The organism is Mycobacterium sp. NGS45, from assembly GCF_059812645.1.
The window spans coordinates 54394-80775 of record NZ_JCALDB010000015.1 but is presented as its reverse complement, the minus strand read 5'-3'; the positions used below and the strand labels follow the sequence as shown (position 1 = coordinate 80775).

The 26382-nt window shown below is 68.8% G+C and carries 22 protein-coding genes and 1 pseudogene; 15 read left to right on the top strand and 8 right to left on the bottom strand.

The annotated features are described in order from the left end of the window. From AC5Y3P_RS15170 to AC5Y3P_RS15150, 5 genes are all read right to left on the bottom strand, one after another. Nucleotides 1-993 (bottom strand): SGNH hydrolase domain-containing protein, encoded by a 993-nt coding sequence (locus AC5Y3P_RS15170; protein ID WP_500046733.1) that lies wholly within the window; start codon nucleotides 991-993, stop codon nucleotides 1-3. A 39-nt stretch (nucleotides 994-1032) separates the two neighbouring features. Further along, nucleotides 1033-2295 carry an acyltransferase family protein gene (locus AC5Y3P_RS15165; protein WP_500046732.1) on the bottom strand — a complete coding sequence of 421 codons (1263 nt, stop codon included), beginning with the start codon at nucleotides 2293-2295 and terminating at the stop codon, nucleotides 1033-1035. A gap of 138 nt (nucleotides 2296-2433) precedes the next feature. After that, nucleotides 2434-4206 carry an N-acetylglutaminylglutamine synthetase gene (ngg, locus tag AC5Y3P_RS15160; RefSeq protein WP_500046731.1) on the bottom strand — a complete coding sequence of 591 codons (1773 nt, stop codon included), beginning with the start codon at nucleotides 4204-4206 and terminating at the stop codon, nucleotides 2434-2436. After that, a complete protein-coding gene (locus tag AC5Y3P_RS15155; protein WP_500046730.1) occupies nucleotides 4203-6008 on the bottom strand; it encodes an N-acetylglutaminylglutamine amidotransferase in 1806 nt (601 codons plus the stop codon). The genes ngg and AC5Y3P_RS15155 overlap by 4 nt, the downstream gene beginning before the upstream one ends. Nucleotides 6009-6117: 109 nt before the next feature. Beyond that, nucleotides 6118-7653, bottom strand: coding sequence for an amino acid permease (locus tag AC5Y3P_RS15150; RefSeq protein WP_500046729.1), 1536 nt, complete (start codon nucleotides 7651-7653; stop codon nucleotides 6118-6120). A 151-nt stretch (nucleotides 7654-7804) separates the two neighbouring features. On the opposite strand from AC5Y3P_RS15150, the gene AC5Y3P_RS15145 reads away from it, so the two are divergent. The 3 genes from AC5Y3P_RS15145 to AC5Y3P_RS15135 are packed head-to-tail and all read left to right on the top strand — an operon-like array spanning nucleotide 7805 to nucleotide 11281. Next, nucleotides 7805-9178: a glutamine synthetase family protein gene (locus AC5Y3P_RS15145; RefSeq protein ID WP_500046728.1), complete on the top strand. Its 1374-nt coding sequence runs from the start codon at nucleotides 7805-7807 to the stop codon at nucleotides 9176-9178. After that, nucleotides 9165-9920 (top strand): gamma-glutamyl-gamma-aminobutyrate hydrolase family protein, encoded by a 756-nt coding sequence (locus tag AC5Y3P_RS15140; protein ID WP_500046727.1) that lies wholly within the window; start codon nucleotides 9165-9167, stop codon nucleotides 9918-9920. The genes AC5Y3P_RS15145 and AC5Y3P_RS15140 overlap by 14 nt, the downstream gene beginning before the upstream one ends. Continuing rightward, nucleotides 9917-11281: an aldehyde dehydrogenase family protein gene (locus AC5Y3P_RS15135; protein WP_500046726.1), complete on the top strand. Its 1365-nt coding sequence runs from the start codon at nucleotides 9917-9919 to the stop codon at nucleotides 11279-11281. The genes AC5Y3P_RS15140 and AC5Y3P_RS15135 overlap by 4 nt, the downstream gene beginning before the upstream one ends. 139 nt (nucleotides 11282-11420) lie before the next feature. Here the strand turns inward: AC5Y3P_RS15135 and AC5Y3P_RS15130 are convergent. Further along, nucleotides 11421-12778, bottom strand: a pseudogene (locus AC5Y3P_RS15130) (IS1380 family transposase). A 125-nt stretch (nucleotides 12779-12903) separates the two neighbouring features. Between AC5Y3P_RS15130 and AC5Y3P_RS15125 the strand changes: the two are divergent. The 6 genes from AC5Y3P_RS15125 to AC5Y3P_RS15100 all read left to right on the top strand — a co-directional run bounded on the left by AC5Y3P_RS15125 (nucleotide 12904) and on the right by AC5Y3P_RS15100 (nucleotide 16701). Next, nucleotides 12904-13677 (top strand): 3-oxoacyl-ACP reductase, encoded by a 774-nt coding sequence (locus AC5Y3P_RS15125; RefSeq protein WP_500046725.1) that lies wholly within the window; start codon nucleotides 12904-12906, stop codon nucleotides 13675-13677. A gap of 86 nt (nucleotides 13678-13763) precedes the next feature. After that, entirely contained in the window at nucleotides 13764-14090 is a 327-nt protein-coding gene (locus AC5Y3P_RS15120; RefSeq protein WP_500046724.1) for an ArsR/SmtB family transcription factor, read from the top strand. A 70-nt stretch (nucleotides 14091-14160) separates the two neighbouring features. After that, on the top strand, nucleotides 14161-14829 hold the full coding sequence (locus tag AC5Y3P_RS15115) for an energy-coupling factor ABC transporter permease (protein ID WP_500046774.1): 669 nt from the start codon (nucleotides 14161-14163) through the stop codon (nucleotides 14827-14829). After that, a complete protein-coding gene (locus tag AC5Y3P_RS15110; RefSeq protein ID WP_500046723.1) occupies nucleotides 14826-15167 on the top strand; it encodes a PDGLE domain-containing protein in 342 nt (113 codons plus the stop codon). The genes AC5Y3P_RS15115 and AC5Y3P_RS15110 overlap by 4 nt, the downstream gene beginning before the upstream one ends. A 2-nt stretch (nucleotides 15168-15169) precedes the next feature. Continuing rightward, on the top strand, nucleotides 15170-15946 hold the full coding sequence (gene cbiQ / locus AC5Y3P_RS15105) for a cobalt ECF transporter T component CbiQ (RefSeq protein ID WP_500046722.1): 777 nt from the start codon (nucleotides 15170-15172) through the stop codon (nucleotides 15944-15946). Beyond that, nucleotides 15943-16701 carry an energy-coupling factor ABC transporter ATP-binding protein gene (locus AC5Y3P_RS15100; RefSeq protein WP_500046721.1) on the top strand — a complete coding sequence of 253 codons (759 nt, stop codon included), beginning with the start codon at nucleotides 15943-15945 and terminating at the stop codon, nucleotides 16699-16701. Before cbiQ ends, AC5Y3P_RS15100 begins: the two co-directional genes overlap by 4 nt. 93 nt (nucleotides 16702-16794) lie before the next feature. Here the strand turns inward: AC5Y3P_RS15100 and mtr are convergent, their stop codons facing one another. Both mtr and AC5Y3P_RS15090 read right to left on the bottom strand, forming a co-directional pair. Then, nucleotides 16795-18210 carry a mycothione reductase gene (gene mtr / locus AC5Y3P_RS15095; RefSeq protein ID WP_500046720.1) on the bottom strand — a complete coding sequence of 472 codons (1416 nt, stop codon included), beginning with the start codon at nucleotides 18208-18210 and terminating at the stop codon, nucleotides 16795-16797. Next, the gene (locus AC5Y3P_RS15090) at nucleotides 18207-19205 is read right to left on the bottom strand and encodes an alpha/beta hydrolase (RefSeq protein ID WP_500046719.1); all 999 of its coding nucleotides are present in this window, start codon (nucleotides 19203-19205) and stop codon (nucleotides 18207-18209) included. The genes mtr and AC5Y3P_RS15090 overlap by 4 nt, the downstream gene beginning before the upstream one ends. A gap of 114 nt (nucleotides 19206-19319) precedes the next feature. Between AC5Y3P_RS15090 and mqo the strand changes: the two genes are divergently transcribed. Genes mqo through cobA form a run of 6 tightly spaced genes read left to right on the top strand, consistent with a single transcriptional unit; the run spans nucleotide 19320 to nucleotide 26375 of the window. Then, nucleotides 19320-20846, top strand: a complete 1527-nt coding sequence (gene mqo / locus AC5Y3P_RS15085) for a malate dehydrogenase (quinone) (RefSeq protein ID WP_500046718.1) — start codon at nucleotides 19320-19322, stop codon at nucleotides 20844-20846. Continuing rightward, nucleotides 20843-21319, top strand: coding sequence for a GNAT family N-acetyltransferase (locus AC5Y3P_RS15080; RefSeq protein ID WP_500046717.1), 477 nt, complete (start codon nucleotides 20843-20845; stop codon nucleotides 21317-21319). The genes mqo and AC5Y3P_RS15080 overlap by 4 nt, the downstream gene beginning before the upstream one ends. Continuing rightward, on the top strand, nucleotides 21319-23178 hold the full coding sequence (locus AC5Y3P_RS15075; protein ID WP_500046716.1) for a magnesium chelatase subunit D family protein: 1860 nt from the start codon (nucleotides 21319-21321) through the stop codon (nucleotides 23176-23178). The genes AC5Y3P_RS15080 and AC5Y3P_RS15075 overlap by 1 nt, the downstream gene beginning before the upstream one ends. Before the next feature lie 13 nt (nucleotides 23179-23191). After that, nucleotides 23192-23806 carry a cob(I)yrinic acid a,c-diamide adenosyltransferase gene (gene cobO / locus AC5Y3P_RS15070; RefSeq protein WP_500046715.1) on the top strand — a complete coding sequence of 205 codons (615 nt, stop codon included), beginning with the start codon at nucleotides 23192-23194 and terminating at the stop codon, nucleotides 23804-23806. After that, on the top strand, nucleotides 23803-25173 hold the full coding sequence (locus AC5Y3P_RS15065) for a cobyrinic acid a,c-diamide synthase CobB (protein ID WP_500046714.1): 1371 nt from the start codon (nucleotides 23803-23805) through the stop codon (nucleotides 25171-25173). Before cobO ends, AC5Y3P_RS15065 begins: the two co-directional genes overlap by 4 nt. Next, nucleotides 25170-26375, top strand: a complete 1206-nt coding sequence (gene cobA / locus AC5Y3P_RS15060) for a uroporphyrinogen-III C-methyltransferase (RefSeq protein ID WP_500046713.1) — start codon at nucleotides 25170-25172, stop codon at nucleotides 26373-26375. Before AC5Y3P_RS15065 ends, cobA begins: the two co-directional genes overlap by 4 nt. Nucleotides 26376-26382 lie beyond the last annotated feature (7 nt).

The window sequence follows — 26382 nt, the reverse complement described above, 5'->3', positions numbered from 1 at the left end:
CTACAGGGCCGGCGCCATGGCCTCCTCGATCGCCCCCGACAGGTACTGGGCGTACTCACCGGTGATGTGGTACCTGCCGGTGTAGACGAGTTGATCGGCGATCACCGCCGGGCAAACCTCCTCGGTGCAGAACCACGGGTCGATGTCGACGTAGATCTGCCCGGTCTGCGCTGCGGCTTCGGCCCACGGTGTCTGCTCCGGCAGTGCGTCGGCTGCCGGCGTCGCACACCGGGTGAGGTCGGTGGGGTTGTCGACGATACAGTCCGACGGGCCTTGCTCCGGGCGCGGAATGTTGCCGAGCAGCACGGCCCGCGTGCCCTCGGGTAGTTGATCGATGGTCTGCACCAGGGCCTCGCGCCAGATCTGCGGGGTCGTGTGGGTATCAGGACCCTGATTGCCGCCATCGTAGGCCCCGGTCATCACGACGATCTCGGCCATTTCCTGGTGGATGGTCTGCATCCGCCAGTCCTGCCAGGCATCGCACTCGGTGTAGGGGCGCTTGAGTTGGTACTGGTAGTAGGTCAGCGCCGCGGGACCGCAGTTGCTCTTGGTCAGCATGAGCACTCGCCAGCCGGCGCGCTGGCCGATCAGGTCGAAGCCCTTGTGCCACATCGATGCCGCGGAGTCGCCGATTACCACCATGGTTCGCTCGCTGGTGGTATCGCCGAGAGTGCACGGATCGATGTCATCGAGCCGAGTCGTTTCCAACTCGGGTTTACATCCCGGGACCCCCCACTGTTCGGTGTAGTCGCCGCTGGTGGCCAGCAGGTCATCAGTGGTGATGCTGGGGGGAAGGTCACGCAGTGTGCTCGCGGCCCGCACCGCCTCGAGCACTTCGGCCGGCGGCACCGCGGCCGGAACTTCGGTCGACGCCTGCTCGCCGACCAGATCCGGAACCGGTTCCGACGCCTTGCCGGCCTGGCATCCGGACAGCATCAGCGCGGCGCACATCGCCACGCCCGCAACGGTTTTAGTGGTGAATCGGCTCGCCACGTGCAAGGTCCTTTCCTGGAACTGTTGAGCACGAACTACTCAGAACAACTGCTGAACCAGCGGGACCGGCAGGTCCCATCGGTAACGCTCGAATGCCGCGACCGCGAACACGACGGCAACGCTGGCCGGGACGATCACCAGACTCAGCCAGGGCCGGGCTGCCAGCGCGGACGACCGCCGGATCGGGTTCTCGAACGCGTGGTACATCACGGCTGCCCCGACGAAGGTCACACCGACCAGCAGCAACTGCATCGGCAGTGCGAAGTCGTCGCCGATCCGGACCGCGGTGATGGTGAACACCGGCCAGTGCACCAAATAGAGCGAGTACGAGATGTCACCGATATAGCGGGGCACCCGGCTGCCCAGCACGGTGGTTGGCAGCGTGCGCTGAACACCCATCCCGGCGATGATGATGCCCGCGGTACCGAGCACCGGCACTGCGGCGACCCACCCCGGGAAGCGGCTGGTGTCACCCAACGCGATGACCGACCAGGTGATGGCCGCAACACCGGACCAGCACAGCATCGTGGCCACCGACCGCGAGGTGTTGGCGAGCTTGCTGGCCAGCCACGGCTGGGCTACCGCGATCAGGCAGCCGATCGCCAGCTCCCAGGCCCGGGTGAGCGGCGAGAAGAACGCCGCGGTTCCGTTGACGGAGGTCAACCCGATCGAATGCAGATAGCTGGCCGCCACGATCGCCACCAGCACTGCGACCAACACCTGCGACTGCGTGACCCGCCGCGATCGGACCGCGATGGCGATCGCCAGCAACATCAGCAGTGGCCAGATCAGATAGAACTGTTCCTCGACCGCCAGCGACCAATAGTGCTGCAGGGGAGACGGGTCCGCGCCGAGCCGGGCATAGTCGGTGCCGGTTGCGATGAAGTGGAAGTTCGCCAGGAACAAGGACGTCGCGGTCGCGTCGGGCAGCACCCGGGCGCCGCGCAGGAAGTTGGTCACCTCGAAGGTCGCGATGACGGTCAGGACGATCACCAGGGTCGCGGCCGGGACGATCCGTCGCGCACGCTTGGCGTAGAAGTCGAGGAGTGCGCCGCCGAGGTGGCGCACCCCGCGCGGTTGCGTCGACGTCCGCAGCAGCATCCGGGTGATCACGTAACCGGAGATCACGAAGAACACATCGACGCCGACGAAACCGCCGGGGAAACCCGGCATGCCGACATGGTCGAGGATGACCACCAGCACCGCGACCGCACGCAGGCCCTGGATGTCGAGACGATGGCCCGAGCCGGACGGAACATCCCGGGCGGGCGGCTCGCCTCGGGCGGTGTCAACCGCAACCACCAACCAGCCCTACCTTCGCATCAGCCGCCACCTGCGTAGCCCTTGCAGAATCAAGATCTTGAAGAGGTTAGCCTAGCCTCAGTCCGAGGCGAGTTGGGGGCTACTGCCGCGGCCACGGCGCCCGGTCGGGCCGCCGTTTCAGGCGCTCTCGGGAACCGGTTCGGGGGTCCAGGCCTGCGGCAGCCCCGGTTGACCCGGGAACAGGAAATCGACGAATGCCGCGGCCGTGGGCTGCGGTTCGTGGTTGGCCAGGCCGGGCCGTTCGTTGGCCTCGATGAACACGTAGTCCGCGCCGGTGACGTCGGGCACCAGCAGGTCGATGCCGGTGACCGGGATGCCGATCGCTTCGGCGGCGCGCACCGCGACGTGGCACAACTCCGGGTTGACCTGCGCGGTGACGTCGTGGATGGTGCCGCCCTGATGCAGGTTGGCAGTGCGGCGTACCCGCAACCGCTCGCCCTCGGGCAGTACGTCGTCGAAGTCCCAGCCGGCTTCGGCGACCGTGCCACGGGTGACATCGTCGACCGGGATGCGCGATTCGCCGCCGGTGGCCGCCGCCCGGCGCCGGCTCTGCGCCTCGATCAGCTCGGCGATGCTGTGCTTGCCGGTGCCGACCACTTCGGCCGGCATCCGCAACGCCGCGGCCACCACCTTGCCGTCGATCACCACCAACCGCAGATCATCGCCGGGAGCGCGTTGCTCGATCAGCACCTCGGGATGTTCTTCCCGGGCGCGGGCCAGCGCGGCGTCGAGATCCTCCGGGCTGCTGACGCCAACCGTGATGCCCTTGCCCTGCTCGCCCCGGGTGGGTTTGACCACCACGTCACCCACGTCGGCGAGGAACGCGTGATCGGCCGAGTCGAAGGTGGCCAGTCGGCCCCGCGGCACCACCACGCCGGCTTCGCTGACGATCCGGCGGGTCAGCCGTTTGTCGTCGCAACGGCTCATTGCCACCGCAGAGGTGTACTCGGACAACGACTCTCGGGTGATCACGCTGCGACCGCCATTGGACAGCCGCATCTCGCCCGTCTCGGCGTCGAGCACCTCGACCCGGATGCCGCGGCGCAGCGCCTCGTCGGCGATGATGCGCGCGTACGGATTGAGGTCGTCCACGGTTTCCGGGATCGGGGTGAACAGCGCCTCGTTGATCGCGTTCTTGCGTTTGACCGCCAGCACCGGCACCCGGCTGAAGCCCAGCTTCTCGTACAGGGCGATCGCGGCGGTGTTGTCGTGTGCGACCGACAGGTCCAGGTACGCGCGGCCGCGGCTCTGCAGGATCTGGGCCAGCGTCCGGGTCAGCGCCTCGCCGACGCCGGGCAGTCCGGCGGTCGGGTCTACGGCCAGCGTCCACAGGCTTGAGCCCGATTCGGGATCGCCGAACAGCCGTTCGTGGTCGACGCCGGTGACGGTGCCGATGATCTCGTCGTCGTCGTCGCGGACGGCCACCAGGTAGTCGATGGCTTCGACGTTGCAGTGGTTGCGCCAGATCACCTCGGTGGGCGCCGGGACCATGCCGCAGCGCACGTAGACCCGGTTGATCTCGTCGGCGTCGGCGCGGCTTCGCAAGGTGCGCACCGTGATGCCCAACGACGGCGCCGGATCCACGGCCTCGTAGAACCGCCACCGGTAGGTGTGGCTGGGATCGATGAACAACTCGTGCGGGGCCATGGCCACCAGCACGTGCGACTCGCGGGCATAGATGCAGATGTCGCGTCGGCCCGGGCCTTCCCGGCGCAGCGCTTCGGCGAGATCGGCCGGGTCGGCGAAGGTTTGGCCGAAGATCAGCCGGCCCCAACCCATTTCCAGCTCGACGTCGTCGGCCATGACATCGACGAGTTCGGGCGGTGATGCATCGTGCAGGCCCAGGGTGATGGCTTCGGTGGGGTGGGCCTCCTCCTGCGGTGCGCTCATGCCGGCGGTCCGCTGATGCCGTGCCGCTGCAGCCACAGCTCCAACAGGGCGATCTGCCACAGTTCGTTGCCGCGCAGCGGAGTCAGGCGGCCGTTCGGGTCGGCCAGCAAGCGGTCGACCGCCTCCGGTCGGAACAGGCCGCGTTCCTTGGCTTCCGGAGCGAACAGTGCGTCGCGCACCATGTCCAGGTACGGGCCTTCCAGGTGGGTCAGCGCCGGCACCGGAAAGTAGCCCTTGGGCCGGTCGATCACTTCAGACGGAATGACTTGGCGGGCAGCCTGCTTGAGCACACCCTTGCCGTCGTGCGCGGTCTTGAGTTCCGGTGGGCAACTGGCGGCCAGTTCGACCAATTCGTGGTCCAGGAACGGCACCCGGCCCTCCAGGCCCCACGCCATCGTCATGTTGTCCACCCGCTTGACCGGGTCGTCGACCAACATCACCGTGGTGTCCAACCGCAACGCGCGATCCACCCCGGTTTCGGCGCCGGCCCGGGCGAAGTGTTCTGTGACGAAAGCACCGCTGGGGTCCTCGGCGGCCACCTGGCCGGGGGTGATCAGCGCCTCGATGCCGGCCTGGTCGCGGTCGAAGAACGCCGCGCGGTAGCTGGCGACCGAACCGTCCAGGGTGGCCGCGGCGGGCGCGCCCATCGGCGGGTACCAGTGGTAGCCGGCAAACACCTCGTCGGCGCCTTGGCCGGACTGCACCACCTTGACGTGCTTGGACACCTCTTGGGAGAGCAGATAGAACGCCACACAGTCGTGGCTGACCATCGGTTCGCTCATCGCGGCGATCGCACCGTCGAGTGCGGGCAGCATCCGGGCGGTGTCGATTCGGATCTGGTGGTGGTTGGTGTCGAACCGCTTGGCGATGATGTCCGACCAGCGGAATTCGTCACCGGCCACGCCGCCGACCGATTCGAAGCCGATCGAGAAGGTTTGCAGGCCGTGCTGGCCGGCTTCGGACAGCAAGCCCACGATCAGGCTGGAGTCCACCCCGCCGGACAGCAGGCAACCCACCGGGACGTCGGCGACCAGGCGGCGCTCCACGGCGCGGCGCAGCGAATCCAGGACCGCGTCTTCCCAGTCTCGCTCGGTCCAGTCCGAACGCTCGGTGCGCCGGCTGAAGTCCGGCTCCCAGTAGATCTTTTCGGTGCGCCGACCGTCGGGCTCGAATGCGACCAGGGTGGCCGGCGGCACCTTGGTCACCCCGCGCAGGATGGTGCGCGGCGGCGGCACCACCGAGTGGAAGCTCAGGTAGTGGTGCAGTGCGATCTGGTCGATCCGGGTGTCCACGCCGCCGCCGGCCAGCAGCGCCGGCAGGCTCGACGCGAACCGCACCCGGTGCGCGTCCTCGGTCAGGTACAGCGGTTTGATGCCGAGTCGGTCGCGGCCCAGCAGCACCCGGCCGCTGTCACGTTCGACGATCGCGAAGGCGAACATGCCGAACAACCGGTCGACGAACCGGTCACCCCAGTGGTGGTAGGCCTTGAGCAGCACCTCGGAGTCGCTGTGCGAGAAGAACCGGTAGCCGACCGCGATCAGCTCGTCGCGCAGCTGCCGGTAGTTGTAGATGCAGCCGTTCCAGGCGATCGACAGCCCCAGGTCGGCGTCGACCATGGGCTGCGCGCCGGCTGCCGTCAAATCGATGATGGACAGTCGACGATGGCCCAGTGCGACCCGTCCCTGCGACCAAACGCCGGCCCCGTCAGGGCCGCGCGGCACCATGACGTCGACCATCGCGGCAACTGCCGCGACGTCGGGTACCCGGCCGTCGAGGCGGACCTCGCCGGTGGCTCCACACACCTTGATTTCTCCTAAGTGGCTTACTGCGACCCTACCGCGCGGTGTCGTCGCACGAAGGTCTTGGGGGAATGCTACCGGGCTGAGCTGGTCAAACCTCGAGGTGAGAGCGTCAGTCGGTGTGACCCTTGAGGATCTCGTCCTCGATGGTGCCGCCCAGGCCCTCGGCGGCCGGATCGTAGCCGTGCAGGCCGCCGGTGACGGCGTACTCCTCCTCGGGCGAGAGCACCAGTCGGTGGCGCCCGTACAGGCCGAACACCAGCAGGCCCAGTGCATAGAGCACGACGATCGCGATCACGGCCGGCCGGTAGGTCGGGTTGATCAACACCCCGACGAACGTGATCGCCGCGATCACGAACGCGACGATCGCGCCGGTGTTCCCGGTCGGGCTGACCCAGGGCCGGCGCGCGGTCGGAAACTTGCGGCGCAGCAACACGAACGACACCATCTGCAGCATGTAGGCCAGCACCGCGCCCCACACCGCGATGTTGAGCACGATCGCGCCGGCGCTGGCGATCCAGTACTGCACGATCAGCAGCGCGATGAAGCCGATCACCGCGCCGACGATCAACGCCACGTACGGGGTTTGTCGGGAACCGGTCAGCGACAAGGTCTTCGGGTAGTAGCCGGCCCGGCTCAGCGAATACAGGTTGCGGCCGTAGGCGTACATGATGCCCTGCAGGCTGGCCAGCAGGCCGATCAACGCGAACGCCGACAACACGGCGGCCCAGCTGGCCGGTAGGAACGCCCGGAAGCCGTCGAGCAGCGGCTCATCGGAGCTGCCCAGCGCCTGCGCACCGGTGACCGCCGGGTTCAGGAAGTACACGATGGCCCCGCAGCCGACCAGCGAGACCATGCCCCACAAACCGGCCCGCGGGATGTCGCGGGCCGGGTCATGGGCTTCTTCGGCGGCCAGCGGCAGCTCCTCGATGCCCAGGAAGAACCACATGGCGAAGGGCAGCGCGTACAGCACGGCCAGCACCCCGAACGGCAGGAATGCACTGGACCCGGCCGCGGCCGGATCGGGGGCGATGTCGAACAGCTTGGAAAAGTCGACCGCGCCGTGCCCGATGGCCAGCACCGCGAACAGCACCAGGATGCCGATCGACACGATGGCCACCACCAGGGCGAACTTGAACGAGATCGCCGCGCCCCAGGAGTTCAGTCCGACGAAGGCGACGTAAAGGATCAGCCACCACAGCCACATCGGTAGCGAGAGGTCGAACAGGTCGGTGGTGACGGCGTTGGCGTAGCTGGCCGAGAAGAACACCACCACCGCCGTGGTGAACACGTACTCGATGGTTTCGGCGAACCCGGTGATGAACCCGCCCCACGGGCCCATCGCGGCGCGGGCAAAGGAGTAGGCGCCGCCGGTGTGCGGCATGGCCGCTGACATCTCGCCGATCGAGAACAGCATGCCGAAGTACATGATCACGATCAGGACGGCCGCGATGCCCAGCCCGCCCCAGCCGGCTTCCCCGATGCCGAAGTTCCAGCCGGAGAAGTCACCGGAGATCACCGCGGCGATGCCGATACCCCACAGCCCCCAAAAGCCTGCCGTGCGAACCAAAGTGCGCTTCTCGAAGTAGTCCGCGCCGGCCTGCCGGTAGGTGGCACCTGAACGCTTGAGGCTTTCCTCTGCCGGCATGACCTCTCCTCGCGTCGCGGGTGTGCTGTGCTGCGTGCCGGAGTGGAGGATATGCGGCCAAGGGCCTGCCGCCCTACCTTTGGACGTGACAACTGCGTAAAACTCCGGGACGAGGACGCGGTGAAGTGGCGCCAATGGTTGACTTCACGTCATGAGCGACGGCACGAACCCGGGGATGCTGACCCGGCTGGAACTGCAGCGCATGGTCGCGGCCGGCGAGATCGACACCGTGATCGTCGCATTCGCCGACATGCAGGGTCGGCTGACCGGTAAGCGGGTCTCTGCGCGGCTGTTCGATGAAGAGGTCGGCGCGCACGGTTCGGAGTGCTGCAACTATCTGTTGGCCGTCGACGTCGAGATGAACACCGTCGACGGCTACGCGATCAGCAGCTGGGACACCGGCTACGGCGACATGGTGATGGTCCCGGACTTCGCCACCTTGCGGCTGCTGCCGTGGCTGCCCGGCACCGCGCAGGTGATGGCCGATCTGACCTGGACCGACGGCCGGCCCGTCGAGCAGGCGCCGCGTGCCATCCTGGCGGCCCAGACGGCCCGGTTGGCGCAGCGCGGTCTGCGCGCCTACGTGGGTACCGAACTCGAGTTCATGGTGTTCGACGACGACTACCGCGCGGCCTGGAAGTCCGGCTACCGCAACCTCACCCCGGCCAGCGACTACAACGTCGACTACGCGATGCTGGGCTCGACCCGGATGGAGCCACTGCTGCGCGACATCCGGCTGGGCATGACCGGCGCCGGCATGTACTGCGAAGGCGTCAAAGGTGAATGCAACCGCGGCCAGCAGGAGATCGCCTTCCGCTACGCCGAGGCCGTGGTCACCTGTGACAACCACACCATCTACAAGAACGGCGCCAAGGAGATCGCCGATCAGCACGGCAGGTCGCTGACCTTCATGGCCAAATTCGACGAACGTGAAGGCAACAGCTGTCACGTGCACATCTCGCTGCGCGCCGACGACGGCACCCCGGTGTTCGCCGACGACGCCGCACCGCTGGGGATGTCGACGCTGTCGAGGCAGTTCGTGGCCGGCGTGCTGGCCACGCTACGTGAGCTGACGCTGCTGCACGCGCCGAACATCAACTCCTACAAGCGATTCGTCGACGGCAGTTTCGCGCCGACCGCGCTGGCCTGGGGGATCGACAACCGCACCTGCGCGCTGCGGGTGGTGGGACACGGCAGCGGTCTGCGAATGGAATGCCGGGCACCCGGTGGCGATGTGAACCCGTATCTGAGCGTGGCGGCGCTGATCGCCGGCGGGCTGCACGGTATCGAGGAGCAGCTGGAGCTCGAACCGCCCTGCACCGGGAACGCCTACAGCGCTGGTGCGCAACGGCTTCCGACCAGCCTGGCCGAAGCGGCCGAGTTGTTCGAGAACTCGGCGGTCGCGCGTGCGGCGTTCGGCGACGCCGTCGTCGAGCACTATCTGAACAACGCGCGCGTCGAGTTGGCCGCATTCGGCGCCGCCGTCACCGACTGGGAGAGGGTGCGAGGCTTTGAACGACTCTGAATTGCGGCCGGTGCTGGGCCTGACCACCTACCTGCAGCAGGCGCAGACCGGGGTGTGGGACGTGCGTGCCAGTTTCCTGCCGGACATCTACCTGCAGGGCATCATCGGCTCCGGCGGCATCGTCACGCTGCTGCCGCCGCAGCCGGTCGACGACGCGATCACCGACCGGGTGTTGGCCGGCCTCGACGCTCTGGTGCTCACCGGCGGTATGGACATCGACCCGGCCAGCTACGGGCAGCGCCGGCACCCGGCCACCGACGCGCCCGGAACCGATCGGGACGCCTGGGAATTCGCCTTGCTGCGTGGTGCTTTGGCGCGTGGTCTGCCGGTGCTCGGGATCTGCCGCGGCGCGCAGTTGCTCAACGTCGCCTTTGGCGGGACGCTGCATCAACACCTGCCCGACGTGCTCGGCCACAGTCGGCACCAGGCCGGCAACGCGGTGTTCAGCACCTCGACGGTGGCGATCGAACCCGGCACCCGGCTGGCCGAAATACTCGGGGAGCGCACCGACGTGCAGTGCTATCACCATCAGGCGATCGCCGAGTTGGGCACCGGGCTGGTGGCGGCGGCCCGCGACGACGAAGGCGTGATCGAGGCCATCGAAACCGACCGCAGCACCGACGCGACGCAGCCCTGGGTGCTGGCGGTGCAGTGGCATCCGGAAGAGCGCCTGGACGATCTGCGGCTGTTCGCCGCAGTGGTCGGCGCGGCCCGCGACTACGCCCTGGAGCGGGTGCGATGAGCGGATTCGAGGTGATCAACCCGGCGACCGAAGAGGTGCTGCGCACCGTCGAGCGCCTGGACGTGGCGGCCGTGGACGACGCGGTGGGCCGGGCCAAGGTCGCGCAACGCCGGTGGGCGGCGCGCCCGCCGGCCGAACGGGCCGCGCTGCTGCGCTCGTTCGCTGCCGCCGTCGACGCGCACATCGATGAGCTGGCCGCGCTCGAGGTGGCCAACTCCGGGCATCCGATCGGCAACGCCGAATGGGAGGCCGGCAATGTGCGCGACGTGCTGCAGTACTACTCGGCCAGTCCGGAACGGTTGTGCGGCAAGCAGATTCCGGTGGCAGGCGGCCTGAACGTGACGTTCCACGAGCCGCTCGGCGTGGTCGGCGTGATCACCCCGTGGAACTTCCCGATGCCGATTGCGGCCTGGGGATTCGCGCCGGCGCTGGCGGCCGGTAACGCGGTGCTGGTCAAACCAGCCGAGTGGACCCCGCTGACCACGCTGCGGATCGGTGAACTGGCGATCGCGGCCGGCCTGGACCCGGATCTGCTGCAGGTGTTGCCCGGGCAGGGCTCGGTGATCGGACAGCGTTTCGTGACCCACCCCGATGTCCGCAAGGTGGTGTTCACCGGCTCCACCGAAGTGGGCACCAGCGTCATGGCGGGTGCGGCCGCACAGGTCAAACGGGTCACGCTGGAACTCGGCGGCAAGAGCGCCAACATCATCTTCGCCGACTGCGATCTGCAACGCGCCGCGGCCACCGCACCGTATGGCGTGTTCGACAACGCCGGGCAGGACTGTTGCGCACGCAGCCGGATCCTGGTGCAGCGCAGCGTCTACGACAAGTTCATGGAGCTGCTCGAACCCGCGGTCAAGGCGGTGGTGGTCGGTGATCCGACCGCGCGCGACACCGAGATGGGTCCGCTGGTGTCCAAGGCGCACCGAGAATCGGTGCGCGGCTATGTGCCCGACGACGCCCCGGTGGCGTTCCGCGGTTCGGCGCCCACCGGTGCCGGCTACTGGTTCGCGCCCACCGTGCTGACCCCGGCGCGCACCGACCGCACGGTCACCGAGGAGATCTTCGGCCCGGTGGTCGCGGTGCTGCCGTTCGACGACGAAGCCGACGCGATCGGGTTGGCAAACGCCACCGAATACGGTCTGTCCGGCTCGATCTGGACCGACAACCTGTCCCGAGCACTGCGGGTGTCGCGCGCGATCGAGGCCGGCAACCTGAGCGTCAACTCGCATTCCTCGGTGCGCTACAACACGCCGTTCGGCGGGTTCAAACAATCCGGTTTGGGGCGCGAGCTGGGCCCGGACGCACCCGAGCATTTCACCGAGACCAAGAACGTCTTCATCGCAGTAGGAGAGAACTAGCCTCGATCTTTCGTGTGACCGGTGATTGATGGTGTTCTTGGGTTGCGGTCAACGGTTGTGGTGGTGGGCGGCGCGGGGTTCCGGCGTTGCGTTCTCACCGGTGCTCCTGGTCCTTGGGTCGTCGGGATAGTGCTGGTTGTCAGGCGGTTTGCAGCGTGGTCCAGCCGGTTTGGATGAGGTCGCTCCACGGCCAGCCTCGGGGTAGGCGTAGGTAGCGGCGTCGTCCTGATCGGATGATGCGCCCTGCCACGCTGAGTAATCGCAGGCGTAGCCGTTTGGGTTCCCAGCGTCGTGCCGGCTGTTCGGTGAAGGCGAGGACTTGGGTCCAGACCAGCAGGTCAGCGGCCAGCAGGGCGATTTCGAGCCAGATCTGGTTCTGGTCGAAACCATGAAATGGCAGGTTGGTCAGGCCGGTGTCTTTGAGGTTGCGGATGCGGTCCTCGGCGCGGGCGCGTTGGCGATGGCGGACTTCCAGGTCGGGGATCGACCATCCTGGGGTGTTGGTGGCAAAGCAGGTGATGCGCCAGCCGTTGTCGTCGGTCAGGCGCAGTTGGGCTCCGGGATGGGGCGTTCGCGGCGGGCGATGACCCGCATCCCGGCGGGCCAGCCGCGCAGTGTCTCGGGTAGGTGGCGGGTCAGCTCGGCGACTTGTGCGCCCTCGCGTGGTGTCCCGTCGCCGTCGAGGGCAGCCCGCCAGGCCTGCTTGGGCACCCGTGACAGGGCCTCGACGATCGGGGACGTGCCGTAGAACCCGACCGAGTACTGCAGTCCGAGGTTGGTGATGTGGTGCAGGAAGTCTTTGACCCCGCCGCCGGTGTCGGTGCGCACCAGCACCTGGGCACGTTGGTGTTCGGGGAGTTGGGCCAGCGCAGCGTCTAGGACGCTGATGTGGTCAGCGGCGCTGTTGGATCCGGCCGAGCCGGGTCGCAGCATCCCGGCCAACGCTTCCCCGGATCCGGCCTCGCCGTGATCAGCGAAGGCCAGCATCGGGTGAAAGCCATACCCGTACTTGAACGTCGGTGTCGCGCCCTGTTTGTCACTGTGGGCGGTAACCAACGTGGCATCCAGATCGATGATCACCTGAGCGCCTTCAGCGCCGGCCAGCGGCCGCTGCCGGCGCCAGACCTGGTCACGGGCGCTGGCCCGCGCAGCGCGGATCGCGGCTATCGCGGCATCGACATCGCCGGCCAAAGCGGTGATCAGCCGCGACACCGTGGCATCGGAGGCCACCTGACCGAACAACTCGGGCTGAGCCCGCACTACGGCGAGGTCGGCGGCGCAATCACCGCCCAGCGCCACCGCGATCGCCACATCGGTGACGACCTTGGCCGGGTCATGGACCGCACGCGGCGCTCGCCACGGCGCCAATGCTGCTGACATGGCCTTTTCCAGTCCTGAACAGCGCAGAGTCTGAGCCAACAACACCCCGCCGGCTGAGGACACCAACGACTCGCGACCCGAATCCACCACCACCGAACCAACCGCGCTACGCTTCACCTGCGGAGTGCCTTCCCACTTGAAGAAACGTTGACCTTCGACAAGCCAATGTTCTCAAGCAGGACAGGCACTTCCGTGCATTACAGGCCGTGTCAACAGCCCAACTCACGAAAGATCGAGGCTAGATGGACCTGACGCAGCGGCTGGCCGGCAAGGTCGCAGTCATCACCGGCGCCGGCAGCGGCATCGGCTTGGCCGCCGCCCGGCGGATGCACGCCGAGGGCGCCACCGTCGTCGTCGGCGACGTCGATCCGGCCGCCGGGGCCGCGGCCGCGGCCGAAGTGGACGGGCTGTTCGTCGAGGTCGACGTCGCTGACCCGGCCGCCGTGGACGCGCTGTTCGACACCGCGGCACAGACTTTCGGTGCGGTCGACATTGCGTTCAACAACGCCGGGATCAGCCCGCCGGACGACGACCTGATCGAGAACACCGAGCTGGATGCCTGGCAGCGGGTGCAGGACGTCAACCTCAAGAGCGTCTACCTGTGCTGCAAGGCCGCGCTGCGGCAGATGGCGCCAGCCGGTCGCGGGTCGATCATCAACACCGCATCGTTCGTGGCGGTGCTGGGCTCGGCCACCTCGCAGATCTCCTATACCGCCTCCAAGGGCGGGGTGCTGGCGATGTCGCGTGAACTCGGCGTGCAGTACGCCCGGCAGGGCATCCGGGTCAACGCGCTGTGCCCGGGTCCGGTGAACACCCCGCTGCTGCAGGAGTTGTTCGCCAAGGATCCCGAACGCGCCGCGCGCCGGTTGGTGCACGTACCGCTGGGCCGGTTCGCCGAACCCGAGGAACTCGCGGCCGCGGTCGCGTTCCTGGCCAGCGACGACGCCTCGTTCATCACGGCCTCGACGTTCCTGGTCGACGGCGGCATCAGCTCGGCCTACGTCACGCCGCTCTGAAGCCGGGACCGCCGCGGCGGCGATGTGAGCACACGCCGAGGCAGCGTGGCCCTACCGCACGGTTTCCTGGACTAAATTGAACAGGTATGGACGCCGCTGCAGCACCGCAGATCGAACGGGCGTCGGCCGCTCTGGAAGACGTCGACATCGCGAGCTGGACGCTGCGCTTCGACCTGCTGCGCGACCCGAACCGGCTGGAGATCCTGTTGGTGCTGCACAAGGCGCCCGGAATCTGCGTCTCGGATCTGGCCGGGGTGCTGGGCCGTTCGGAGAACGCGGTGTCCCAGGCGCTGCGGGTGTTGCGGCAGCAGGGCTGGGTGGCCGCCACCCGGGTGGGCCGCCAGGTCAGCTATCGGCTCGAGGACCACACCGTGCATGACATCCTGCACTGGATCGGCGCCCGGCACGGCTGAACATCTGTTCAGCTAGACAGGAGATACTCGCCAGTTCTAGGGTTTCGATGTGGTCATCTCGACGCAGGCAATGCACATGAGCGACGGCATTGTCGATGCCCGCACGTCTCTGCTGTTCGGTGTGCTGGCGGTGCTGGCGCTGGCGGTGTGCGCGTGGCGGGCCCGCGGCGAACTGGACGAACGCACGGTGCCGTTGGCCGGCCTGGTGGCCGCGTTCATCTTCGCGGTGCAGATGGTCAACTTCCCGATCCTGCCCGGGGTCAGCGGTCACCTGCTCGGCGGTGCCCTGGCCGCGATCCTGGTCGGGCCCTATACCGGCGCGCTGTGCATCGCGATCGTGCTGGTGGTGCAGTCGCTGCTGTTCGCCGACGGCGGGGTGACCGCGCTCGGGATGAACATCGTCAACATGGGCGTGATCGGCGTGGCCGCCGGTTACGGCACCGCGGTGGCGCTGCGTGCGCTGACCGGACGGCGCGGCGGGCCCGGCGTCGTCGGGATCATCGCCTTTGTGGCCGCACTGGTCGGTACGGTCTGCGCGGCAATGGGTTTCGTGGTCGAGTATGCGATCGGCGGGGCCGCGGGGGTGTCGCTGGGCACGGTCGCGGCGTTCATGTTCGGTACGCACGTGTTGATCGGCATCGGTGAGGGCGTGATCACCGCGCTGACCGTGCTGGCCGTCGCCAAGGCCCGGCCCGACCTGGTCTACCTGCTGCGGGACCGGGAGCAGGTGCCGGCATGAGCGCGAAGTCCCGGTTCTGGCTGGTGTTCGGTGTGGCAATCCTGATCATCGCCGGCGGCGTGTCCTATCTGGCCAGTGCGAGCCCGGACGGCCTGGACTCGGCCACGCTGCGCGGCTGCGAGGTGCTCACCGTGGAGGACACCGAGCAGTTGCACGGCGACTGCATTGCTCAGCACGCCCGGGAGCATCCGTTGGCGGACTCGCCGCTGGCCGACTATGCGATCGGCGGCAACTCGGCCACCGGCGGGCTGGCCGGGATCCTGGGGGCCGCCGTCGTCCTGGTGCTGGCGTTCGGCGGGTTCTGGTTGATCGCGCGCACCCGCCGAACCAAGGACTGAGAGTGGGCGCCGGGCATGCGCACCCGCTCTACCGTGATGGCGACTCCGCGGTGCACCGGGCGCCCGCCGAGGTCAAACTGGCCGGGCTGCTGCTGTTCGTGCTGGCCGTGGTCGCCACCCCACGGGAGATGGTGTGGCCGTTCGCCGGTTACGCACTGATCGTGCTGGCGGTCTGGCGCGCCGCGGGGATTCCGCTGCGCTGGATGGCGCCGCGGATGCTGATCGAGGCACCATTCGTGGTGCTCGCGGTGCTGCTGCCATTCGCCGAAGGCGAGCCGCGGGTGCAGGTGGCGGGGTTGCTGCTCTCCCAACCCGGATTGTGGGCGGCCTGGGGCATCGTGGTCAAAGGCACCTTGGGCGTGGCGGCGTCGCTGACGGTGGCCGCGACGACGTCGGCGCGGGAGTTGCCGCTGGCGCTGAGCCGGCTCGGGGTGCCGGCCATGATGACCTCGATGCTGGTGTTGATGATCCGGTACGTCGACGTGCTGGCCGCCGAGGCGACCCGGATGCGTACCGCCCGGGTGTCGCGGGGCGACTCGCCGCGCGCGCTGCACCAGATCGGCGCGACCGCGCGCGGGGTCGGTGTGCTGTTCCTGCGGTCCTACGAGCGCGGCGAGCGGGTGTATCTGTCGATGCTCTCCCGCGGCTTCGACGGCCGGGTCCCTGATCTGGCCGGGGTGGGTGCTCACCCGCGGGCGAGTGCCCGGCAGTGGACCGCAGCGCTGGCGCCGGCAGCCGCGGCGGCAGTGCTGCTGACCGGTGCGTGGGTGCTGCGATGAACGCACCTGCGGTCGCGGTGTCGGGCCTGAGTTACGTCTATCCGGGTGGGCACGTCGCGCTGTCGGACATCGACCTGACGGTGGCGCCGGGGGAGCGGGTTGCGCTGCTCGGCCCCAACGGGGCCGGCAAGACGACGCTGATGCTGCACCTCAACGGCGTGCTGACGGCCACTTCGGGCAGCGTCGAGATCAGCGGAATCCGGTTGACCCGCAAGACGGTTCGCGATATTCGCCGCCGGGTCGGGCTGGTGTTCCAGGACCCCGATGACCAGTTGTTCATGCCCACCCTGGCCCAGGACGTGGCGTTCGGCCCGGCCAACTTCGGGGTCACCGGGGCGGATCTGGCGGCCCGGGTGGCGCACGCCCTCGAGCTGGTGTCGATGACCGAGCTGGCCGACCGCAGCCCCGCGCACCTGTCCGGCGGGCAGCGCCGCCGCGGCGCGCTGGCCACCGTGCTGGCCTGTGAGCCCGAGATCCTGGTGCTCGACGAACCGTCGGCGAACCTGGACCCGGTAGCCCGGCGCGAGCTCGCCGAAACCCTGCAGGGCCTGGCCGCCACAATGCTGATCGTCACGCACGATCTGCCCTATGCCGCCCAGCTGTGTGACCGCGCGGTGGTGATCGACGGCGGTCGGGTGGTGGCCGACGACGCGATCGACGCGATCCTCGGGAATGCCGAGTTGTTGGCCGCGCACCGGTTGGAGCTGCCCTGGGGTTTCGACGTCCGCGCGGCGCTGCAGGCGCGGGTGCGCTGACCTGTCCTACCCCTCGATTTTTCCCGCTGCTGACCGCACCGACCACCCTCGACCTGCCTGCCCGCCCCCGAACCCGCGGCTTTTCTAGTCGGCTCAGTGTCGTTTGGGCGGCGGCCAGGCCGGCTCACCGCACAGCGCCAGCAGCGCGTTCTCGATGACCTCGGGCAGTGCCGGGTGGATCCAGTACTGCCCGCGGGCCATGTCCTGGGCGCCCAGCCCGAAGCTCATCGCCTGGATCAAGGGCTGGATCAACGTCGAAGCCTGATGCCCCATGATGTGAGCGCCCAGAATCAGCCCGGTGTCGGCATCGACGATCACCTTGGCGAAGCCGGTGGTGTCCTCCATGGCCCAGCCGTAGGCCACGTCACCGAAGTCCTGGATTTTCACCTTGATGGTGAAACCCTTTGCCCGGGCTTCGTTTTCGGTCAATCCCACCGAGGCGATCTGCGGGTCGGTGAACACCGCCGCCGGTACGTAGCGGTGATCGGACGGCATCAGCGCCTCGGTGTCGTCCCAGTCGGCGAGCAGGTTGCGCGCCACCACCCGGGCCTCGTGGTTGGCCACGTGCTTGAGCTGATAGTCCGAGCTGACGTCGCCGAGCGCGAAGATCCCGCGCGCGGTGGTGCGCTGGTATTCGTCGACCACCACCTGGCCGCGCTCGGTGACCTCGACACCGGCCAACTGCGCGTCGAGCAGGTCCCCGTTGGGTCGCCGGCCGGTGGCCACCAGTACCGCATCGGCGTGCAGCGTGGAACCGTCGTCGAGTTCCAGCGTGGTGCCGTTGGCGTCGGTGTGCCCGCCGACCACATTGCAGTGGCTGCGCACCGACCACTTGCGGGACGCCAGGTCGGTGAAGCGTTCGCAGATGTCGTCGTCGGCGTGCGACAGCAGCGTCGAACCGCGCACCACCAGTGTGACCTGCGAGCCCAGCGCGGAGAACACGTGCGCGAACTCGGCGGCGATGAAGCCGCCGCCGATGATCACCAGGTGTTCGGGTAGCTGCGGGCAGCGCATGATGGTGTCACTGGTGTGAAACTCGATGCCGCAGTTGGCGATCGCGGGCGGGATGGTGGCCCTCGAGCCCGCGGCGATCACCACCTGATCGGAGCTGAACTCGTCGCCGGCCTCGGTGCGCAACAGGTAGCGGCCGTCCGGCCGGGTCGGACCGAACCGGGTGGCCGACGCGTACACCGTGACGTTTGGCGAGGACTCCCGGTAGTGCCGACCGCCGCGCGCGATCGGATCGATCCGGCCGAACACCCGGGAAACGATGTCGGACCAGCGGACCCCGTCGACGTGCGCGTCCACCCCGAACCGGGATCCGTCCCGCACGGTGGCCGCCACCTCGGCGGCGTAGACGAACATCTTGGTCGGGATGCAGCCCACGTTCAGGCAGGTGCCGCCGAACTCGCCCTGCTCGCAGATCGCCACCTGCTTATCGGCATAGCGTTCGTCGAGAATGGTGTTGCCCGAACCGGTTCCGATGATGGTCAGGTCGAAGTGTTTCATCGGCGCGTCCCCAGGTAGTAGTCCAGCCAGCGGTCCAGCTCGGCGTAGGCGGCGTCCCGTGGTTCGGCCAACGACAAGAAGACATCGTGTTTGGCATCGACGATCGGGGCGACGGTGGTGTGGGTGCCGCCCACGCAGCCGGCCAAGCGGGCGATCAGCGCCACGTCCAGCACGGCGTCACCGCGCTGGATGTGCTCGGGGCCGCTGGCCTCGGACACGCTGCGGTCCGAGCGCAGGATCAGGTTGGGCACCCCGACATCCAGTCCTCGGTGCAGCCGGGCCTGGCCGCGGCGTACCGCGTTGATCCAGCCGAAGGTGACCGGGAAACCGCCGACCGGCTTCCAGTCCAGGTTGTAGTCGAACTCGCCGTCGAAATCGCGGTGCAGCGTGGTGCCGTAGCCGCCGACGGTGGGTTTGCGCGCCACCCGGGTCTTGCGCACCCGGGCCAGGGCGCGCAGCGCGGCCGAGGTGGGTGCGGCGCGCAGGATCGCCGGGCCGTGCAGGTCGAAGAACGGGCTGTTGAGCACCAGGCCACCGACGCCCAGCGCGGCGGTCAGGTCACGTCGGCGCAGGTCGTCGAGCCACAGCGTGACGATCAGACCGCCGGCGCTGTGCCCGTACACGCACACCTGAGTCTGGCGCTCCGGCGTCGAGCATTCGTTGCCGATGACGGCCAGCGCCCGCTCCAGCTCGCCGTGGTAGCGGCTCAAGTCGGTGGTGAAGTGCGCGGTCTGTCCCTCCCGCCGGGACCGGCCGCATTTGTTGAGGTCGAGCGCATAGAACGCGAACCCGCGCGCGGCGAACCGGTCGGCGAGCTCGGTGTTGAAGAAATAGTCGGTGTAGCCGTGCACGGCCAGCACGGCGTGCCGGGCAGTGGCAGCCGGTCCGCGCCGGACCAGCGTGGCAACCAGATCACCTTCACCGTCGGGGTCGGCCCCGAGTTCGATGATGTGCTGCTGGTAACCGGACAAGACATCGGTCTCCCATGCCGTCACACCGCTCACTTTAGCTGTGGCGAACGCCTCGGTCCGGCTGGCTGGGCCGAGGTTCGGGTCGCGGGATAACCTTGAATGCGGTATATCCGCGCGAAGGCAAGGACAAGCGAACCGGTGGCAGACTCCAACGTGACCAAATCCGATGTGGTGCTGATCGGCTCCGGCATCATGAGTGCGACGCTGGGCGCATTGCTGCGACTGGTCGAGCCCAGTTGGTCGATCACCCTGATCGAGCGGTTGGACGCGGCGGCTGCCGAGAGCAGCGACCCGTGGAACAACGCCGGCACCGGGCACTCGGCGCTGTGCGAGCTGAACTACACCCCCCAACAGCCGGACGGCTCGATCGACATCACCAAGGCCGTCACGGTCAACGAGCAGTTCCAGGTCTCGCGCCAGTTCTGGGCGCATGCGGTGGAGAACGGCGTGCTCAGCGATGTGCGCAGCTTCCTCAACCCGATCCCGCATGTGTCCTATGTCGCCGGTGCCGAGCGGATCGACTACCTGCGCCGGCGCCGCGACGCGCTGGCCTCCAACCCCCTGTTCGCCAGCACGGAGTTCATCGACGATCCCGACGAGTTCGCCCGGCGGCTGCCGTTCATGGCCGAAAAGCGGGACTTCTCGGTGCCGGTGGCGCTGAACTGGACCACCGACGGCACCGACATCGATTTCGGTGCGCTGTCCAAGCAGCTGATCGGTTTCGGCGCACGCAACGGCACCGACACCCTGTTCGGCCATGAGGTCACCGATCTGGACAAGGAGTCCGACGGCAGTTGGACGGTCAAGGTGCGCAACCGGCGCACTGGTGAAGACCGCAAGATCGTCGCCGGTTTCGTGTTCGTCGGGGCCGGCGGGGACGCGCTGCCGCTGCTGCAGCGCTCCGGCATCCCCGAGGCCAAGGGTTACGGCGGCTTCCCGGTCGGCGGGCAGTTCCTGCGCACCGCCAACCCGGCGGTCACCGCGCGGCATCAGGCCAAGGTGTACGGTTTCCCGCCGCTGGGCGCCCCGCCGATGTCGGCACCGCACCTGGACACCCGGTTCATCAACAACCAGCCCTGGCTGATGTTCGGCCCGTTCGCCGGCTGGTCACCGAAATTCCTCAAGCACGGCAAGGTGACCGACCTGCCGCTGTCGGTCAAGCCCAACAACCTGGCCTCGATGATCGGGGTCGGCCTGACCCAGATGAGCCTGGTGAACTACCTGCTCGGCCAGCTGCGGCTGTCGCACGGCGCGCGGGTCGACATGCTGCGCGAATTCGCACCCAGCGCAGTCGATTCCGATTGGGAGTTGTCGGTGGCCGGCCAGCGGGTGCAGGTGATCAAGCCGGCCAAGGGCAAGGGCGGCACGTTGGAGTTCGGCACCACGGTGCTGACTGCGGCCGACGGCAGCATCGCCGGCCTGCTCGGCGCCTCTCCGGGGGCGTCCACCGCGGTGCCGGCCATGCTCGAGGTCATGGAGCGCTGCTTCGTCGACCGTTACAGCACCGCCTGGCAGCCCCGGCTCAAGGAGATGATTCCCTCACTGGGAGTTGCGCTTTCGGACAATCCGGGGCTGTTCGACGAGGTGTGGGACTGGGGTACCCGGGTGCTGGAACTGCAACCGGGAAACGTCGCTAGGAGCACCGAGTCGGTGGCCGTACGGTGACCGTTGCGCTGCGTCGCAGCCGTGCTGGCGACCTCGACGCGGCGACCCTGTACGAACTCCTCAGACTGCGGGTCGAGGTGTTCGTCGTCGAACTGGCGACCCCCTACCCGGAACTCGACGGCCGCGACCTGCTGCCCGAGACCCGGCACTTCTGGTTGGAGCAGACCGACCCGGCCGGTGCGCCCGAGGTGATCAGCACGTTGCGGCTGATGGAGGAGCATCCCGGCGGCGAGAAGCAGTTCCGGATCGGACGGGTGGCGACCAAACGGGGGGCACGCGGCGCCGGGCACGCCACCCGACTGCTGCAGGCCGCGCTGGCCGAGGTGGGCGACTACCCGTGCCGGATCAACGCCCAGATCTATTTGGAACCGCTGTACCGTAAGCACGGATTCGTCCGTGACGGTGCGGAATTCCGCGACGACGGCATCCCGCATGTCCCGATGCTGCGAGTACGCGGCGGAGTGGAGAAGTAGTGAGCACGCAGAGCCCGCCGCCGTTCCCGTTCAGCGCCGTGGTCGGCCACGACCAGTTGCGGCTGGCGTTGCTGCTGTGTGCGGTGCGACCCGAGATCGGCGGAGTGCTGATCCGCGGCGAGAAGGGCACCGCGAAGTCGACGGCGGTGCGCGGCCTGGCGTCGATCCTGGCGAGCATCGATGACGCGGCCCTGGTCGAGCTGCCGATCGGCGCCACCGAGGACCGAGTGGTCGGCTCGCTGGATCTGCAGAAGGTGCTGCGCGACGGCGAACATGCGTTCTCCCCGGGTCTGTTGGCCCGCGCGCACGGCGGCGTGCTCTACGTCGACGAGGTCAACCTGCTGCACGACCACCTGGTCGACGTACTGCTGGATGCCGCGGCGATGGGCCGGGTGCACATCGAACGCGACGGCGTGAGTCATTCGCACGACGCGAGATTCGTGTTGATCGGCACCATGAATCCCGAAGAGGGCGAACTGCGTCCGCAACTGCTGGATCGGTTCGGCCTGACTGTCGATGTGCGGGCGTCCCGCGACGTCGACGTGCGCAGCGCCGTGATCCGCACCCGGTTGGCCTATGAAGCCGATCCGGTCGGGTTCGCCGCGCGCTACGCCGAGGCCGACGCCGATGTGGCCCGGCGGATCGCGGCTGCCCGCGACCGGTTACCGGCCGTCGAGTTGGCCGACACCGAGTTACACCGCATCGCAGCACTGTGCGCGGCCTTCGACGTCGACGGGATGCGCGCTGATCTGGTAGTGGCCCGCACCGCGGTCGCGCACGCGGCCTGGCGCGGCGCGGACCGGGTCGACGTCGAAGACATCCGGGTCGCGGCCGAACTCGCGCTGCCGCACCGCCGTCGCCGCGACCCGTTCGACGATCCGGGCCTCGACCCGGGGGTGCTCGACGACGCGCTGGCGCAGACCGACCCGGACCCGGAGCCCGACCCGGACGGCCCAGATGGCCCGGAAGGGCCGGATGGCCCGGACGGTGGCAGAGCGCCGTCGTCGCCACCAGAAAGCGGTGCGCCACAGCAGAATCCGAACGCCCCGGCGCCGAGCGGGCAGAGTGCGGACCCGACGCCGGTGTTCCGCACCCGCGCGCTGCGGGTACCCGGCGTGGGGGAGGGCGCCCCGGGCCGGCGCTCGGTGGCGCGCAACCGCACCGGCGCGGTGGTCGGAGTCAGTCCCGACGACCACGGCGACGGTCTGCACCTGTTCGCCACGCTGCTCAACGCCGCCGGCACCGCGTCCGGGCCGGGCCGGATCCGGCCGGCGCCCGAGGACGTGCGGCGCGCGATCCGGGAAGGCCGGGAAGGCAACCTGGTGATCTTCCTGGTCGACGCCTCCGGGTCGATGGCGGCCCGGGACCGGATGTCGGCGGTCGGCGGTGCCGCACTGTCGCTGCTGCGGGACGCTTATCAGCGTCGCGACAAGGTGGCCGTGATCGCCTTCCGGGGCGACTCGGCGCAGGTGCTGCTGCCGCCGACGTCGTCGGCCTACATCGCCAGCCGCCGCTTGGCGCGCTTCGACACCGGCGGCAAGACCCCGTTGGCCGAAGGTCTGTTGGCGGCCCGGGATCTGGTGGCCCGCGAAAAGGTACGCGACCGCAGTCGCCGCTCCCTGGTCGTGACGCTCACCGACGGCCGCGCCACCGGCGGGCCAGACCCGCTGGGCCGCACCAAGATTGCCGCCGCCCGGCTGGTGGCCGAAGGCGCCGCCGCGGTCGTGGTGGACTGTGAGACCTCCTACGTCAAACTCGGCCTGGCCGCCGAGTTGGCGCACGCCCTGGGCGCCCCGGTGATCCGGGTGGATCAACTGCGCGCCGAATCGCTGACCGCCGCCGTGCGCAACGCGGCCTGACCGAAGGAACACCATGCCGCAGGGACGCCCGACTTCGGTTCCCGACGACGGTCTGAGCACCCGCGCGCGACGCAACCAACCGGTGCTGGCCGTGCATACCGGCGAGGGCAAGGGCAAGTCGACCGCGGCGTTCGGCATGGCGCTGCGGGCCTGGAACGCCGGAATCGACGTCGCGGTGTTCCAGTTCGTCAAGAGCGCCAAGTGGAAGGTCGGTGAGGAATCGGCGTTCCGGGCGCTCGGCGCACTGCACGACGAGCAGCGGCTCGGCGGGGCGGTGGAGTGGCACAAGATGGGCTCGGGCTGGTCGTGGTCGCGCAAACAGGGTGACGACGCCGACCACGCCGCGACCGCTGCCGAGGGTTGGGCGGAGATCCGCCGTCGGCTCGAGGCCGAGCAGCACGGCTTCTATGTGCTCGACGAGTTCACCTATCCGCTCAAATGGGGTTGGGTGGACACCGCCGAAGTGGTCGAGGTGCTGGTCGGCCGGCCCGGTTCGCAACACGTGGTGATCACCGGCCGGGACGCGCCGGCGGCCCTGGTCGAAGCCGCTGATCTGGTGACCGAGATGCGCAAGGTCAAGCATCCGATGGACGTCGGCCGCAAGGGGCAGAAGGGCATCGAGTGGTGAACGTGCCGGCCGTGGTGCTGGCCGCTCCGGCTTCGGGCAGCGGAAAGACCACGGTGGCAACGGGTTTGATGGGTGCGCTGCGCCGGGCCGGGCACCGGGTGGCCGGGTTCAAGGTGGGCCCGGACTTCATCGACCCCGGTTACCACGCGCTGGCCACCGGCCGGCCGGGCCGCAACCTGGACCCGGTGCTGGTCGGCGAGGAGCTGATCGGGCCGCTGTACGCGCACGGCGCGGCCGGGGCCGACGTCGCCGTCGTCGAAGGTGTGATGGGACTGTTCGACGGGCGCATCGACCCGGCCGGGGACGGACCGGCCCGCGGCTCGACCGCGCAGGTCGCCGGGTTGCTGGGCGCACCGGTGGTGCTGGTGGTCGATGCGCGCGGACAAAGCCACAGCATCGCCGCGCTGCTGCACGGATTCGCGACCTTCGACCCGGCCGTGCGACTGGCCGGGGTGATCCTGAACCGGGTCGGCAGCGAGCGGCACGAGCAGGTGCTGCGCCAAGCCTGCGCGCAGGCCGGGGTGCCGGTGCTGGGCGCGCTGCCGCGCGTCGAGGAACTGGCGGTACCGTCGCGGCACCTGGGCCTGATCACCGCCGTCGAACATGGTGAGCAGGCCCGCGCGGCAGTCACCGCGATGACCGACCTGATCGCCCAGCACGTCGAGGTGGCCGCGGTGCTCGCGGCCGCGCGCCCGGCCAAGCCGGCCACGGCGTGGTCGCCGCAGCAGGCGATCGGGACCCCGGTCGACGGGGCACCGGTGGTGGCGGTGGCCGCCGGCAAGGCGTTCAGCTTCGGCTACGCCGAGCACACCGAGCTGCTGGCCGCCGCCGGAGCCCGGGTCGCCGAATTCGATCCGCTCGGCGACGAATTGCCCGACGGCGCGGCCGGGCTGATCCTGCCGGGCGGTTTCCCCGAGCAGTACCCGGGTGAGTTGTCGGCCAACACCGCCCTGCGCACCGGGATCGCCGAACTGGCCGGCCGCGCGCCGGTGTCCGCCGAATGCGCGGGCCTGACCTACCTGATGACCGACTTGGACGGGCACCCGATGTGTGACGTTCTGCACGGTTCCGCGCGGTTCACCCAGCGCCTCACGCTGGGCTACCGGGACGCCGTGGCGGTCGCCGACTCGTCGCTGCACACCTGTGGGGAACGCGTGGTCGGGCATGAATTCCACCGCACCACAGTTGATTTCGCTGACGACTACGTCGCGGCCTGGGGGTACCGCGGACCCGACGGCAGTCCCCGGCGGGACGGCGCGATCAGCGGCGGGGTGCATGCGTCCTACCTGCACACCCACCCGGCCGCGCACCCCCGGGCGGTGCTCCGCTTCGTCGGACACGCGGCAGGCTCTAAGCTCGGTCGGTGACCGAGAACGCCTACCTGGTTGGCCTACGCCTGGCCGGCAAGCGAGTCGTCGTGGTCGGCGGCGGTTCGGTGGCGCAGCGTCGGCTCGGCCTGCTGATCGCCAGCGGCGCCGACGTACACGTCATCACCCGCACCGCGACTCCGGCCGTAGAGGCGATGGTCGGCATCAGTTTGACCGTGCGCGAATACCAAGACGGCGACCTGGACGGCGCCTGGTACGCGATCGCGGCGACCAACGACCCGGACGTGAACGCGGCCGTGGCCGCCGAAGCCGACCGGCGCCGCATCTTCTGTGTGCGCGCCGACGTTGCGGTGCAGGGCTCGGCGGTCACCCCGGCCACCTTCGACCACGACGGGTTGACCGTCGGTGTGCTCGCCGGCGGTGCCTACCGCCGCTCGGCTGCCATCCGCACTGCGATCCAGGAGGGACTGCAGAGCGGCGTGATCACATCCGCGGTCGCCGCCGAGGAGCTCAAGGGCACGGTGGCGCTGGTGGGCGGCGGACCGGGGGACCCGGAACTGATCACGGTGCGCGGACGTCGGCTGCTGGCGCAAGCCGACGTCGTCGTCGCCGACCGGCTGGCCCCGTCGCAACTGCTGGCTGAATTGGGACCGCACGTCGAGGTGATCGACGCCGCCAAGATCCCGTACGGCCGGGCGATGGCGCAGGAAGCGATCAACGACGTGCTGATCGACCGGGCCCGCGCCGGACAGTTCGTGGTGCGGCTCAAGGGCGGCGACCCGTATGTGTTCGCGCGCGGTTATGAAGAGCTGCTGGCCTGCACCGACGCCGGCGTCGCGGTGTCGGTGGTGCCGGGTGTGACGAGTGCCATATCGGTGCCGGCAATGGCCGGTGTGCCGGTCACGCACCGCGGCGTCAACCACGAATTCGTGGTGGTCAGCGGTCATGTTGCGCCGGGGCATCCGGAATCGTTAGTAAATTGGGATGCACTGGCGGCGATGTCGGGCACCATCGTGCTGCTGATGGCCGTGGAACGCATCGAGCTGTTCGCCGAAGCCCTGTTGAAGGGCGGTCGACCTGCGGAAACGCCAGTCGTGGTGGTTCAGCACGGCACCACGTCCGCGCAACGATCGGTGCGCTCGACGCTGGCCGAAGTGGCCGAAACCGTCCGCGCCGAAGGGGTGCGCCCACCGGCGATCATCGTGATTGGCCAGGTAGTGGGCCTGCAGCCGAGTGTGTGAGCTGATC

Coding starts and splice junctions, on each gene's coding strand:
- cobO (WP_500046715.1), top strand. CDS start 23,192: ATGCCGCAGGGACGCCCGACTTCGGTTCCCGACGACGGTCTGAGCACC.
- AC5Y3P_RS15110 (WP_500046723.1), top strand. CDS start 14,826: ATGAGCGCGAAGTCCCGGTTCTGGCTGGTGTTCGGTGTGGCAATCCTG.
- AC5Y3P_RS15145 (WP_500046728.1), top strand. CDS start 7,805: ATGAGCGACGGCACGAACCCGGGGATGCTGACCCGGCTGGAACTGCAG.
- ngg (WP_500046731.1), bottom strand. CDS start 4,206: ATGAGCGCACCGCAGGAGGAGGCCCACCCCACCGAAGCCATCACCCTG.
- AC5Y3P_RS15135 (WP_500046726.1), top strand. CDS start 9,917: ATGAGCGGATTCGAGGTGATCAACCCGGCGACCGAAGAGGTGCTGCGC.
- AC5Y3P_RS15150 (WP_500046729.1), bottom strand. CDS start 7,653: ATGCCGGCAGAGGAAAGCCTCAAGCGTTCAGGTGCCACCTACCGGCAG.
- AC5Y3P_RS15125 (WP_500046725.1), top strand. CDS start 12,904: ATGGACCTGACGCAGCGGCTGGCCGGCAAGGTCGCAGTCATCACCGGC.
- AC5Y3P_RS15120 (WP_500046724.1), top strand. CDS start 13,764: ATGGACGCCGCTGCAGCACCGCAGATCGAACGGGCGTCGGCCGCTCTG.
- mtr (WP_500046720.1), bottom strand. CDS start 18,210: ATGAAACACTTCGACCTGACCATCATCGGAACCGGTTCGGGCAACACC.
- AC5Y3P_RS15115 (WP_500046774.1), top strand. CDS start 14,161: ATGCACATGAGCGACGGCATTGTCGATGCCCGCACGTCTCTGCTGTTC.
- AC5Y3P_RS15100 (WP_500046721.1), top strand. CDS start 15,943: ATGAACGCACCTGCGGTCGCGGTGTCGGGCCTGAGTTACGTCTATCCG.